Origin of the sequence: Tenacibaculum sp. E3R01 (genome assembly GCF_003318185.1) — a bacterium.
Taxonomy (GTDB): Bacteria; Bacteroidota; Bacteroidia; order Flavobacteriales; family Flavobacteriaceae; genus Polaribacter; species Polaribacter halocynthiae.
Genome location: NZ_QOCC01000020.1, coordinates 249,767 through 264,180, shown reverse-complemented (window position 1 = coordinate 264,180; position 14,414 = coordinate 249,767). Strand labels below are relative to the sequence as shown.

Annotated in this window: 13 protein-coding genes; 5 read left to right on the top strand and 8 right to left on the bottom strand. The window is 28.5% G+C overall.

The window, feature by feature from the left end; genetic code table 11:
• Positions 1-20: 20 nt before the first annotated feature.
• Both DS884_RS10350 and DS884_RS10345 read left to right on the top strand, forming a co-directional pair.
• Positions 21-1,505 carry a S10 family peptidase gene (locus DS884_RS10350; RefSeq protein ID WP_113786739.1) on the top strand — a complete coding sequence of 495 codons (1,485 nt, stop codon included), beginning with the start codon at positions 21-23 and terminating at the stop codon, positions 1,503-1,505.
• 2 nt (positions 1,506-1,507) lie between these two features.
• Complete coding sequence (locus DS884_RS10345) at positions 1,508-2,074, top strand: PAS domain-containing protein (RefSeq protein ID WP_233487145.1); 567 nt, start codon at positions 1,508-1,510, stop codon at positions 2,072-2,074.
• Positions 2,075-2,129: 55 nt separating this feature from the next.
• On the opposite strand, the gene DS884_RS10340 is transcribed toward DS884_RS10345, so the two are convergent.
• The 7 genes from DS884_RS10340 to rimO all read right to left on the bottom strand — a co-directional run bounded on the left by DS884_RS10340 (position 2,130) and on the right by rimO (position 9,620).
• Positions 2,130-4,343, bottom strand: coding sequence for a hypothetical protein (locus DS884_RS10340; protein WP_113786677.1), 2,214 nt, complete (start codon positions 4,341-4,343; stop codon positions 2,130-2,132).
• Between the two features lie 148 nt (positions 4,344-4,491).
• Positions 4,492-5,235 (bottom strand): diphthine--ammonia ligase, encoded by a 744-nt coding sequence (locus tag DS884_RS10335; RefSeq protein WP_093868819.1) that lies wholly within the window; start codon positions 5,233-5,235, stop codon positions 4,492-4,494.
• Positions 5,236-5,293: 58 nt separating this feature from the next.
• On the bottom strand, positions 5,294-6,202 hold the full coding sequence (locus tag DS884_RS10330) for an NmrA family NAD(P)-binding protein (protein WP_113786676.1): 909 nt from the start codon (positions 6,200-6,202) through the stop codon (positions 5,294-5,296).
• A complete protein-coding gene (locus DS884_RS10325) occupies positions 6,199-6,600 on the bottom strand; it encodes a hypothetical protein (RefSeq protein WP_113786675.1) in 402 nt (133 codons plus the stop codon). Before DS884_RS10325 ends, DS884_RS10330 begins: the two co-directional genes overlap by 4 nt.
• 9 nt (positions 6,601-6,609) lie before the next feature.
• Complete coding sequence (locus DS884_RS10320; protein WP_113786674.1) at positions 6,610-7,524, bottom strand: DUF6268 family outer membrane beta-barrel protein; 915 nt, start codon at positions 7,522-7,524, stop codon at positions 6,610-6,612.
• Between the two features lie 131 nt (positions 7,525-7,655).
• Entirely contained in the window at positions 7,656-8,231 is a 576-nt protein-coding gene (locus tag DS884_RS10315) for a Crp/Fnr family transcriptional regulator (RefSeq protein WP_113786673.1), read from the bottom strand.
• A 33-nt stretch (positions 8,232-8,264) separates the two neighbouring features.
• Positions 8,265-9,620, bottom strand: a complete 1,356-nt coding sequence (gene rimO, locus DS884_RS10310) for a 30S ribosomal protein S12 methylthiotransferase RimO (protein ID WP_093868824.1) — start codon at positions 9,618-9,620, stop codon at positions 8,265-8,267.
• An 82-nt stretch (positions 9,621-9,702) separates the two neighbouring features.
• On the opposite strand from rimO, the gene DS884_RS10305 reads away from it, so the two are divergent.
• Positions 9,703-10,785 (top strand): serine hydrolase domain-containing protein, encoded by a 1,083-nt coding sequence (locus tag DS884_RS10305; protein ID WP_113786672.1) that lies wholly within the window; start codon positions 9,703-9,705, stop codon positions 10,783-10,785.
• On the opposite strand, the gene DS884_RS10300 is transcribed toward DS884_RS10305, so the two are convergent.
• Positions 10,782-12,428: an amidase family protein gene (locus DS884_RS10300; RefSeq protein WP_113786671.1), complete on the bottom strand. Its 1,647-nt coding sequence runs from the start codon at positions 12,426-12,428 to the stop codon at positions 10,782-10,784. The genes DS884_RS10305 and DS884_RS10300 overlap by 4 nt on opposite strands.
• A gap of 646 nt (positions 12,429-13,074) precedes the next feature.
• On the opposite strand from DS884_RS10300, the gene DS884_RS10295 reads away from it, so the two are divergent.
• The gene (locus DS884_RS10295) at positions 13,075-13,257 is read left to right on the top strand and encodes a hypothetical protein (RefSeq protein WP_093868827.1); all 183 of its coding nucleotides are present in this window, start codon (positions 13,075-13,077) and stop codon (positions 13,255-13,257) included.
• A 324-nt stretch (positions 13,258-13,581) separates the two neighbouring features.
• Complete coding sequence (locus tag DS884_RS10290) at positions 13,582-14,367, top strand: AraC family transcriptional regulator (protein ID WP_113786670.1); 786 nt, start codon at positions 13,582-13,584, stop codon at positions 14,365-14,367.
• Positions 14,368-14,414 lie beyond the last annotated feature (47 nt).

Sequence of the window (14,414 nt, the reverse complement as noted above, 5' to 3'; positions counted from 1 at the left end):
AGCTAAAACTTCTTTCTATAATGAAAAATATTATTTTATTAACTACACTATTTTTTAGTGTAGCTATATATTCTCAAGACTCTCGAGTTCCTATTGATACTACTATTATTACATCGAACACAGTTACAATAAAAGGTAAAAAAGTAAACTATAAGGCTCAAACAGGTACTCAACCTGTTTTTGATGCCAATGGAAACATAAAAGCTACCTTATTTTATACATACTATTACCGTACTGGAACACAAAACAGAAAAAAAAAACCTTTAATCATGTCTTTCAATGGTGGACCTGGATCAGCTTCTGTATGGATGCATATTGCATACACTGGCCCTAAAATTTTAAACATAGATGATGAAGGAAATCCAATTCAACCATACGGAATTAAGGATAATCCGTATTCTGTTTTAGATGTAGCTGACATCGTTTTTGTTAACCCAGTTAATACTGCTTATTCTAGACCTGTAGTAAAAGAAGATAAAAAAGTTGATAAGGAATACTTTTTTGGCATCAATGCGGATGCCAAATATTTAGCTGATTGGCTAACCACTTTCATTACCCGAACCAATAGATGGCAATCACCCAAATATATTATTGGTGAAAGTTATGGAGGCACACGCGTAATGCAATTAGCTCATGAATTACAAAGTAAACAGTGGATGTACTTAAACGGTGTGATTATGGTTTCTCCTGCTGACTATCAATTATTACGCACTAAAAACTCAGAAGATTACGCTGTTAACTTTCCATATTTTACAGCTGCTGCTTGGTATCATAATATGCTACCAAAGAAACTACAAGAACAAGATTTATTAGAAATTTTGCCTAAATCAGAAAAATTTGCCATCAATGAACTTCTTCCTGCAATTGCTAAAGGTGGTTATATTTCTGATACTGAAAGGCAAAGTATCGCTAAAAAAATGGCTTATTACTCTGGCATAAAAGAAGAAGTAATTTTGCAACAAAACCTTGAAGTTCCAAACAATTATTTTTGGAAAGAGTTATTGCGCAATTCTTCAGGAAAAACAATTGGACGTTTAGATAGTAGATATTTAGGTATTGATAGGAAACTAACAGGATCAAGTCCAGATTACAGTCCAGAACTTACTTCATGGCTTCACTCTTTTACTCCAGCAATTAATTATTATATTCAAAATATATTAAAGTTTAAAACCGACGTTAAATACAATATGTTTGGCTCAGTACATCCATGGGATTTTAGCAATAACAATGCACGTGAAAATTTACGAAAAGCAATGGCTCAAAACCCTTATTTAAAAGTACTGGTACAATCTGGGTACTATGATGGAGCAACGACCTATTTTGCTGCAAAATATACAATGGGAAAAATTGATCCTAGTGGTACTTTTAAAAATAGACTTACATTCAAAGGGTATAGAAGTGGACATATGATGTATCTTCGTAAAGTAGATCTAGAAAAAGCTAATGATGATTTACGTGAATTTATCAAACAGAGTTCAAAAAATATAGGACCAGCTAAATATTGATTATGAAAAATAACATAACAAATATGATGTGTTTAGATATGTATATGTCTTCATTAAACTTTAATGAGCAATTAACATTTCAAAAACACATACAAAAAACTGACTATAACGTAGCTAACTTAGTTAGTTGGGATATTCATTTACAAAACTACCATCAAATCACCTCTAATTTAGAGATAGATAAAGATTTAGCATACATAAAAAACCTTGCTAAAAAATATAATTGGGAAAACAATATTGACTCGATTATTAATAACAATAGTTTTGAAGCAATTGTTATTACTGACTTATCAAGAAAAATTGTATGGGTTAATAATGGTTTTACAGATATGACTGGGTATGCAAAAAACTTTGCTTTAAATAAAACTCCTAATTTTTTACAAGGATCAGAAACCTCTGAAGCAACAAAAAAAAGAATTAGAAAGAAGCTTCAGAATAATGAACCTTTTAAAGAAATCATTATTAATCATAAAAAAGATCGTACTTCTTATAAGTGTGAAGTTCAAATATTTCCTCTTTACAATAAAGAGACAACTCATTTTTTAGCATTAGAAAAAAAAGTTGTTTAATAAAAAAGGAGATTGAATAGTCAATCTCCTTTTTAACTTTACATATATAAACACATTACTTTTTATCTAAAGCAAAAGCTACTAATTTTGATGAATCATAGGCGTCAATTTCATGATTCCCATTTGTAGCTAAAGCATTAACATATAAATGTTCAGCAAAAGCAGCTCTTTCTTCTCCTAAACAAGTACCTAATAAGTCGGCTGGTGAAAACGTTTTGGTATATTCACTAAAACTATTCCTAGCATATAAACCTCCATCGTTTGTTGGGACATTTCCAATTACCATTCCTTTAGTATTTGTTTTATTAGCTTGATTTGTATCTGTACAGGTACCTTTTTGAACTCTAAAATTTAGGTCTGCAAAATTATGAGGATGATACGCTCTAAATTTTATTTCAATTATAGAATTATTGTCCTTGTATGGAACGAAACCACAACATGTTGGATTTACTTCTTTTCCATCAACTTTTATTTTATAAATATCTGCTTTAGTAGGGCTATTATCAATTCGCATTACCATTTTAAAAGCGCTACACGTACCTCTTCCACTACTTTCCATATTTACCGATGGTGCGTTAATTGAAGGAGTGAAAGTATCATAGTTAGGAACCTGAAACAATTCATTTGGGATATTCGTTATTTTATTTCCATTTCTATCAAAAAGCTCTAAACTAAACTCATACAAACCGTCTCCTTCCAATGAAGAATCAAACGATATTGTTCTGGTATTTTGATCCCAGTTTGCATCTTGCTCTGTTGCATTAAATGGAGCATCTGTTGGTGATGTTGTAGGTATTAAATATAGACCTCTTTCTACTCCTTTATCAAAAGGTCCTAATTTTACTTTATTATAATTAAAGTGAAAGTGCCCGCTTGAATCTTGAAAAACATACGAGTACGTTTTTTGAACTAAATTATTTAATTTTTCTGTAGCACCAAAGGCATTTGATAAATCAGCATGTTTTAACTTTTTATATGACCAACGATAATATGTATATTTTGAACTAGGTAAATCATTACTAAATTGTACTACAAATGATAATCCTTTACCAAAAGGTCTTCTAAAATTACCTTTATTTTCATGCTTATCAGTTAAACCTTGTCTATTCAAAAACCTTCCTTGTATAGCATTCCCAGTAACATTTTTTTGTTCTATATGTGAAACACTTGTTCCCCAATTAATTGTTTTGATCCAGATTAACTCACCATCAATATCATTAGAACATTCCCATCTTACTCTTGGATCTGTAACATTAATATGTACTTCAGTACCACATTTATAATTCCAATACGTATTACATGGTAATTGAGGTTTGTAAACTGTTTCCCATTGATCATCTATAAAAGCCTCTACCCAGAAATACAAATCTGGGTGGTCTCCGAAAATTGAATAATAAATTTCAGTATCAAAATCTCCATTAGTATCTGTGTAAACTGTTCTTAATTCATCACACTTATAAAAATAAGGCCACAACCAAGATATATGACAGAAATACGGATGAAATAGTTTAAAATTTTCTACGATTGTATTTCTAATTATTCTTGGATTTTTACTTTTTAAAGTAGTCATTATATTACGATCAGATAAAACTGGATTTATTTTATCTGACAATAAGATCTTCTTATTTATAGAGATGTTTTTTTTAAATTTTGGCCTATTAATTCCACTAAAAACAGAATTAAAATCTCTTATTTCAAAAGGCGGATTTGGTACTGGTGGATCTGGTAACGTAGGGACTGGAACTGGTATTTCTGGTCGTAATATCAAATCGGGAATTCTTAAGATAATATCATCTGGAATTCTTGGTATTAACCATTGAATTTTATCTACCTCGCAAATATGAACACGCATATTGCATAAACCTTTTTTCTCAGAAAAATTATTGATATTAAATTCTTTAAACACGTTTCCAAAAACCCTGCATTTTTTATAATTCCAAAATGGGATATACAATTCAGGAATAGATAAAATTTCTAACTCTTTATTTGCTTTTTTGAAAAGTTTAGGCTTATATGCCTTATGCTTAGATAGTAAAATATTGTAATTTTTCTCGTTTAAAACTGCTGTTGTTTTTGGTGCTATTAATAAATTAAAGGTTCTTAATTTATCTATACTCGCTTCAAAGTGAATTGAATCTTTTTTAATGTCTACTCTTTCAATAAAGTTTTTATCTCTATCAAATAACAATCCTACTAAATCAATTGGCACTGTTTTTTCACCTGATTTAATGGATATTTTTAGCCTATTTTCTTCCCTTTTTTTTGCCATGATTCGTTTTTTTAAGTTTGCTTCACAAAGCTATTACCCAAAAAACAGTAGGCTACATGATTTATCTTGTTTCTAACAAAAGGGTTTTCTTCTTTTTAAATAGGAAAAACACTTATTGAAATAAAGGTTTTATGTAAAAAAGAATATGCTATTCGTTGATTAATTTTAAATCACAATACCAAAAACTAGTATCATAATTTTTATTATTTTCTTCTTCTTTATTTTGATGACAGTTATCAGAATCATCATCATTTAATGTATATGATTTTAAAACCTTCTCTCCTATTGAAAACTTAATAGGCTTTTTAAAAATAGGTCCATCATAACAAAATGTATGAAACTCTCCATTCTCTCCGCATACATCAACATCATTAGGTAAATCATTTATAAAATTTTCATCAATAATTCTACCTACAAATTCTTCACCTAGCTTTTTAGCATTTACACAAACAGTAATTGTTTTAAATCCTAAATTTAAAAACTCTCTTAACAACTCTTTGGTATTATTTTTCCATAAAGGATATACCCCAGTTATTCCTACTTCTTGTAATTTTGTATCTCTATAATTCCTTAAATCCTCTAAAAAAATGTCTCCAAAAATAGCCGTCTCTAATCCTAATGATTTTAACTCAGCTGTTTTTTCTTTCATTTTCTGATTATATAAATCCATAGTAACATTAGCAGGAAATTCAATTTTTTCTAAAGGAATGCCAATACTATCAGCTTGTGCTATAAGTAAACTTTCATGTAAACCATGCATAGAAACACGCTGATAGTCTTTATTTACATTAGTTATTAGTTTTTCTACGCTATATTTTTTTTCTTGAAGAACTTTATACAATGCTAAGGAAGAATCTTTTCCAGAACTCCAATTAAAGTAGGATTTTTTCATTTTGTAAAAATAAAACAAAACCCTAAAGAGTTAGGGTTTTGTTAGGAATATCTACAATTTATAAAAACCTCCATGACTTACGTGAAAATAAGTCTCTTGATTCTTGTAAGTATGTATCCATTATTCTAGGTTTTCTTTTTAACAAGGTATTGATAGTATCGGTATTTGGCTCTTCATTTTTAACAGCTAAAACATCTATTTCTACAATATGACGAGCTAACCATCCTGGTAATTTTGCCTGTTTAGTTAATTTATTTAAAAACTCATCTCTGGTTATATTTTCATATATTATTTTTTTACCTGTAACATGTGATATTCGTTGAGCCATAGTTTCATGTGATATAGCTTCTGGTCCTGAAATTATTACTGATTCTCCATTTAAAGTTTCAGTTTGTAATAAATATTTCACAGCAACTTCAGCAACATCTCTTGCATCAACATAATTTCTTTTTGCGTCTTCCATTACTCCATATATTTTACCAAAATATTTTATAGTAAACGTATTTCTCTCCCAATTTTGCATAAATGAATGTGGCTGTAAAAAACAATGATCTATTCCTGTTGAAGCTATAGTTTGTTCTATCTTTCGATGCCAATCACTAACTTCAACATATATATTTTCAGGCACAATTGGTGCTGAGAGTTTTACAATTCGTTTAATATTTAAAAGTTGAGCTACTTCAACAATATTAGTTTCAAAAACTACTTGATTGGGAGAAGTACCAGTTAATAAAAAAATTGCATCAACATTAAAACAAGCTCTTTTAATCTCTTCTTTTGAAGTTAAATCAACCGATATATAACTAATAGTATTGTTTTCACTACTAAGACTAATAGGCACCTTTCTTTTCGGACTTCTTAAAACTCCTCTTACAAAACAATTTTCTAAATTTAATAATCTTAAAATTTCAGAACCCACAGTACCTGTAACTCCAAATACAACTATGGTTGGTTTTACAATATTCATATTAACTCTTTTGATTTTGCAGAATGATTCCATGCAGTTATTACTGTTCCTAAAATTGTAGACAGAATTATATTAAATACAAATTCTTGAAAATTGAAAAGAAGAATAAACAAACAAGCAATACTTAAAGTTACTAATAACATTAAAGTAATTCGAGTATATCTGTTTTTAAGTGAATTTTGATCTATTTGTACTTTCCATAATATTAAATAAACTAGAATCGTAGCTAGCAAAGATGGTGTAGCAATACTTGTATAACTTGAATTCATAAGCTCCTGATCTTTCATTATCCAACCAGGTGTCCAAGACATTATAGCTGGAAAAAAATAAGATGGAATAATTGCTAAAAGAAACTTCTTTACTGAAAAGTTATTCTTATTCGTATTATTTTCTTGCATATCTTATGATTATCTAAATGGATTTATTTTTATACCTACAGATAAATATGCTTTTGATGGGGAAGAAAAATCAAACAAAACAGAATCATCTATATTTTGGAATTCATACTTTTCAAATACTGAATAAGTACCTCTTAGCATAATTCCAATACTTCTACTCAACCAATAATTGTACTCTGCCCCTACTGATACTGTAGTGAAAACTGATCGTTTAATCTTTTGACTATTAGGTTGGTTAACTATAGTTTTAGTATTTATTCTAGCTGTAAAATCATTTAAATCTCCCAAGACTTTTAGTGAGTGTTTTTTATTAAAGTTATATTTTACATAGGTATTTGGTAAGCCAACGGCAAAAGATATTTTATTATTAATATTTCCCATTATGTTTACTACTGGATTAACTGTATTCTCTCCAGATAATGTTAAATACCCCACACCAAAGCTTAAAATAAAATAGGTGTTTTTGTTTTTTGTGTTAAATCGTTTTTCTGCAAATAAAATTCCGTTTATTTTAAAATCATCAGTTTTAATTTTTTGATTAAAATCTCCAACCAAATGAGGCATTATTAATGTATTAATTGACCAATTTCTTGAAATTCTATATTTAGCTAATAAGCTATAATTTACATTGTAATAATGTTCTTTATTACTTAAAAATGAAGGCTTGTTTTGTCCAAATGAAATAGAATGATAGTCCATTCCTAAAGTATTAAACAGTGCTAATTTTTTAAAGAATATTGGTTTAAATCCTAACTTACCACTTACTCTTTCGTAATCGTATAATGCAGTATTATTTATTTCTGGGGTATAATGAAGATAGAACATATCTCTATCTTTATTTAAAACAAATACATCACCTGTTACTTGGCCATAAGCTTTACCTAAAAGAAATATTGCTAGAATTACTATTTTGTTTCTAAACATAATTTATATTGATTAAATTCAATACAAATATTGCTCGAATTAAGCTTCATGAAATTACCAAATGGTAATTAACATCATTTTAAAAAAATTAATTGATTTTAGTATAAACATCTTAAATAATGATGCTACTATTAGCCTTTTGAAGCACTAATTTCTTTACGTATTCTACTAAGAGATTGTGGAGTAATTCCTAAAAATAACGACAAATCTTTTAAAGGAACTCTAAAAATTAAATCTGATCGCTTTAATAAATCTAGGTAACGCTCTTTAGCTGTTAAAGTTTGAAAATTATGAATACCGTATAAAACACTTGCAAAAGCATCTTCCCAAAGCAACCTACCAAACTTTTGCCATAGTGGGAATTTGTCATATAACGCTTCCATATCTTGAAACGAAATACTGAATAACTCGGTATCTTCTATTGCTCTAATATAGGAATCTGAACGTTCTCTTTTCTTAATTTTAGCAACATCGGCAATAAATTCATTTTCAAAAGCAAAGTAACGAGTATATTGAATTTCTTCTATTATATCATATATAATTAGCCCTCCAGAAGCAACAAAATAATAATCTGTTACTACTTGTTCTTTCTTTATTACAAATTTATCTTTTGAAACTTTTTTCTCTTTAAAAAAAGATAAAACTATTTCTAGTTCTTCTTTTTCCATAGAAACATAGTTATTAATGTATTTTATTAACTTTTCCATGAGCTTAATTTATTAAATACATTAATTTTCTTACTACTGTTTTCTCTTTTGATTTAAAGGAATTGGTTTTTCTTGCTTAACTAATGGAGTTCCATATAAATCAAAATCTCCAGCTTCATGAATTTCTATATCTATAAATTCACCTAGCTTTATATAATGATCTTTGGCATCAACTATTACATCATTATCTACATCAGGAGAATCAAACTCAGTTCTTCCATAATAATACCCTCCATCCTTTCTATCAAATAAACAACGAAAAGTTTTACCTATTTTCTCTTGGTTTAATTCCCAGGAAATTTGAGATTGAACTTCCATTATTTCATTTACTCTTCTAAACTTCACATCATCAGGAACATTATCTTCTAAAACGTATGCTCCAGTATTTTCTTCATGTGAATATTCAAAAGCACCTAATCGCTCAAAACGCATTTCTTCAACCCAATCTTTCAATTCTTGAAATTGTTCTTCTGTTTCTCCTGGGTATCCAACTATTAAAGTTGTTCTAATAGCCATATTAGGCACAAACTCTCTAAACTTATGAATTAACGAAGTTGTTTTTTCATGAGTCGTACCACGTTTCATCGATTTCAATATCTCTGTATTGATATGTTGCAACGGAATATCTAAGTAATTACAAACTTTTGGCTCATTTTTCATTACTTCAAGTACATCTAAAGGAAAACCAGAAGGGAATGCATAATGTAAACGAATCCATTCAATTCCTTCAACCTTTACTAACTCTCTTAACAAATCAGCTAAAGCACGTTTTTTATAAATATCTAACCCGTAATATGTTAAATCTTGTGCTATCAGCATAATTTCTTTGATTCCTTTTTCAGCTAGCTTTGTAGCTTCAGTAACCAAGTTTTCTATTGGCGTAGATTTATGCTTTCCTCTCATTAAAGGAATTGCACAAAAAGAGCATGGACGATCACAACCTTCTGCTATTTTTAAATATGCATAATGCTGTGGCGTGGTAGTTAAACGTTCTCCTATTAACTCATGCTTATAATCTGCTTCTAATACTTTTAGTAAATTAGGCAAATCATGTGTTCCAAAATATTGATCTACATTCGTTATTTCTTTTTCTAAATCTGGCTTATAACGTTCGCTTAAACAACCTGTAACAAATACTTTGTCAACTTCACCTGCCTGCTTACGTTGTGCATAGTGCAAAATAGTATCTACACTTTCTTCTTTTGCTTTACCTATAAATCCACATGTGTTAATAACCACAATGTTTCCATCATCATTTTCATCTTCATGTACAACATTTTTTCCATTTGCTTTTAATTGTCCCATTAACACTTCACTATCGTAAACGTTTTTAGAACATCCTAAAGTAACTACGTTGATTTTATTTTGCTTTGGTGATTTAGTACGCATATCAAAATTTTGGACTGCAAAGATACATTTTAATTAAACCTTTTTATTATATTATAGTCTTAAAAATATAAAATCATAGGTCATGAAAAACACATTCCATTTATTTTTATGTTTTTTATTATTACTAGTAGTTAGTTGTTCTTCAAACACTAATGAAAACTCTTTACCTGAAACACCAAATGAGGAAAAATTTTATTTCCCTCCTTTGAATGCAACCACTTGGGAAACTAAAACAATTTCTGAATTAGAATGGAATGAAAACCAACTACAACCACTTTTAGATTATTTAAAAGAAAAAAATACTAAAAGCTTTATGATACTTCATAATGGAAAAATTGTAGTAGAAGAATACATGAATGGTCATGATGCTTCTAAAGTTTGGTATTGGGCTAGTGCTGGCAAAACTCTTACTTCAACATTAACAGGGATTGCTATTGATGAAGGTATTATTTCTTTAAATAATAAAGTTTCAAAATACATCGGAACTAAATGGACAAGTTCTTCCTTAGAAAAAGAAAACTTAATTACTTGTAAAAATTTACTATCTATGAATTCAGGATTAGATGATCGCTTAGGAGATGAAGTTTTACCTTCTAATCTACATTATTTTACTGATGCAGGAAATAGATGGGCTTACCACAATGTATATGTAAAACTACAAGATGTAATTGCACAAGCTAATAGTACTACATGGAATTCATACTTCAACTCAAAATTAAAAGACAGAATTGGGATGACTGGATCTTGGATAAAATTAAATAGTTCAAATGTATACTGGAGTACAACCAGGAGTATGGCTCGTTTTGGGATATTAATTGGTGCAAAAGGGAAATGGAATGATTCACAAATTGTTTCTGAAAGCTTTTTAAATGAGGCTACCAATTCTTCTCAAAACATTAATGAATCTTACGGATATTTGTGGTGGCTAAATGGAAAAAACAACTATCTCTTGCCTAAAATCCAAACACAACTCTCAGGAAGTTTAATACCTAATGCTCCAAATGATATGTATGCTGCTTTAGGTAAAAATGACCAAAAAATATACATAGTTCCTAGTAAGAACATTGTAATAATACGTATGGGAGAAGAAGCTAATACTACAAATTTAGCACTCTCAAGCTTTGACAATGAACTTTGGTCAAAAATTAATAGTCTGATAAACTAATTATATACTTCAGGATTTTTTCTCACTTTAGTTAACTGTTCAAAAGCATATCCAAAAGCTAACAGTTTTTTTTCTGATTTTGGTTTAGCTATAAAAGTTAAACTAATAGGTTCTCCTGTTACTTTATACCCCATTGGCACTGTTAAAGTAGGGTAATTAGATACCGCAGCAATTCCTGAATGATAATTATTTATAGAAACTATTACTTCTACTTTATCCTGCTTTAAAGCTTCAAAATACTTTTCACCTTCTTTTCTTAACTTCAACTTAATAGTTTTTAATTCTTCTTTTGAAGTTGTATCTTTAACTATTCCCATAAACAGTTCTTGTCCATATGGAATTCTTAATAAAGAATCTTTTTTATTAAAATTTACAATTTTTTCTACTGAAGTAATTGTGTTTGAACTATTATTTAGAGATTTAAAATAATTAGGTAAATCGTGTTTCATCTCAGTGGTTAGTAAATTTAAAAAGCCTTCATAATTCATTTCTTCAGGAGCTAGTTCTAGAAGTTCAACTTCTGCTAATTTTAACTTACTTATAGCTTCTTTATAAATAGAATCAGATAATAATGCTGTTAAAACTCCAATTTTCTTTCCCTTTAAATAATCACTATTCCACTCAATTGTATTATAGTCATTCTTCATTGACTTAACCATATTTGTAATGGTATCCAATTTATCATAACCTACCATTGCTTCTAAAATAAGCGCGTTATCAATTACGCTTTTAGTCATAGGCCCTGGAGTATCTAGAGTACTAGAAATAGGTATAATTCCTGATCTACTTAACAATCCCACTGTTGGTTTTAAGCCTACTACCGAATTTTGACTTGATGGAGAGGTAATTGAGCCTGATGTTTCTGTTCCAATTGCAGCAACTGCATAATTAGCTGCTATTGAAACTCCGCTACCAGAACTAGAACCTCCAGTTTCAAATTTCTTTCTTCCATAAGGGTTTAATGTTTGGCCTCCAATTGCACTATAGCCTAACGGACATCCATTACAAAAGAAATATGCCCATTCACTTAAATTAGCTTTTCCTAAAATTAAAGCTCCAGATTCTTTCAATCTTTCTACAATAAAAGCATCTTTAGTTATGTTGTTTTTTAAAATTGAAGCTCCCGCAGTTGTTGGCATTTCTTTTGTGTTAATATTATCTTTTAATAAAATAGGCATTCCATAAACTGAAGAAAAATCTTTTACCTTATTTTTATCTCTAGTCCTTGCCTCATCTAAAACTTTAGGGTTCAATGAAATTATTGCATTTAACGATCTGCTACTATCCATTTCAAACTTTCTTATTCTATATAAATAAAATAATGTTAGCTTCTCGTAATTAAAAATATTTTCAGAAATACTTTTTTGAATTGACGGAATATTCTGTTCCAATATAAATGGCTTCAACCGTTGATATTCTTTTTCAGAAAAACTAGCTAATTCTTTTTCAAAAGGTTTAAATACCTTACCTAAATCTAAATATTTAGATTGAATTAGTTTAAACTTCATTCTTGGGTTTTCGTGACTTTGCTGTTCCTTTATTTCTGAAGTTTCGTTATATTTTTTAAAAGATATTTTTATTGATTCTTTTTTACAAGCAACTAAAATTACTATAAATACGAAAATAAAGAAAAGCTTTTTCATTGTTTATCTATTTGATAATCAAATATAATTATTTTATAAAGACCAATTAATATTTTTTGAACACCCATAAGTTATAACAATTAATGAAACTTATATAGTCTATTTCCAATCAAAAAAAGTAGCTTGATACTTAAGGTAAAATATTCTAAATTAGTTATCTAAAATAAGTTTAAAAAAGTTTACAGTTAAAATATAATGACTAAATATATAAAATACCTAATTTCCTTTCTCCTTATTTTTGGACTGACGGTTAATGAGTGTTCTATATATTCTCAAACAAATTCTTCAAATCCTCAGGCTTTATTTCTTAACACAAGAAAGAAGTTTAACTATAAGCGAACGAAATTATATCTTTACTCTGCGCATATTCTATCTAGAAGAATATTATCCTTTGTACACACTACATACTGTACTTTAAAATATACTTTTAATATTCAAGTTAAACTTATTTTTAAATTACAAACTGATATTTACCAAAAAACAAGCTCAAGAAGTGCTCTACACGTTTTTTTAAGGAAAATAATTACATCAAGTAATCATTATTCAAATTTATACATAGCATAGAACTGATTTACTTTTCTATGATAATTTATGCTTAAGTGCATAAAATGATAAAACAAGTGTCTAATTATTTATCATAACTATAATGTATAAACAAAAAAATAAAACTCACTTGGGTAAATCTAAGCGGCTAACTCATTGGATAAAAAGAAAATTCCTTTTAATAATTACTGCATTTATGCTTGGAATGTCTAACGCTGTTTATGATGACGATAAAATGATTTATGGGAATCAAAATCATACTGAACAAAAACAAAAAGGAGATTAACATAAAGTTCTTTTACTTTATTACATCATTTTCAATAGACTTGTATAAAAACCATGGTTATGAATTTCTATACAGGTTAATGGTATATCTTAGTTTTAATACTTAATCAATCCTATTATGATAAAAAGTTATTAGCCTATAAAAGAGCTGAGGAGAACTAAACTTAACATTCTGTTCTTTTCTTCTATCTTTGTTTTTAATTTGAATAATAACCTATTATTAATATACGAAAACATTCTTTACTATTAAAAAATAAAAATACAGATTATTAAAAACAAGAAACAAGATATAGCCAATATATACAAACTCAATAGCTTTGATAATATGGAATTATTATCAGCCTCATATGTAAATCAAAAATTCCCTATGCATTCTCACAATGCTTATTGTATAGGTATACTTGAGGAAGGATCACAAATATTATCCTTCGCTAAAAATAATTTAATCGTACCTTCTAACTCTATTATTATGATTAATCCAAATGAAGTTCACGCAAACTATGCACTGGATGAAAATGGATGGAAATATAAAATGATGTACGTAAATTCAGATGTTGTAAAATATATTTATTCTTTATATTGGATATCAAAATGCAAAAACATTCGTTTTAAATATTATACTTTGCAAGATGACTTTATCTTTAATCTAATCAAATCATTTTTTAACTCTTTTGAAAACACTTCTTTTGAAAATTTAGAACATCAACTTAAGAGAATCCTCTCCCATCTTATTACAAACTATGCTACCAATACAGAAGAACAAGAGCAAGTACACCAGAATTCCATTAACGAATTAAAACATATTCTAGATGAAAAATTTGACACTAAATTAAACCTAGATAATATCTCAAAATCTTTGGGAATAAACAAGTTCAAAACTATTCGAGCATTTAAAAAATCTACAGGAATGACTCCTTTTTCTTATGTATTGCAAAAACGAATAGAGAAGTCAAAAATATTAATATCTCAAAATGTAAAACTTAGTCATGTTGCTCTCGAATCTGGCTTTTATGATCAGAGTCATTTTTCTAAATATTTTAAAAATTACGTAGGTGTAACTCCAATTTCATATTTTAAAAGTTGCAATATTTTACAAGACTTTAATAAATAACAAGGCTAGCTTTGTACTTAGAAAGTCTCATGACTATTAAAATATTA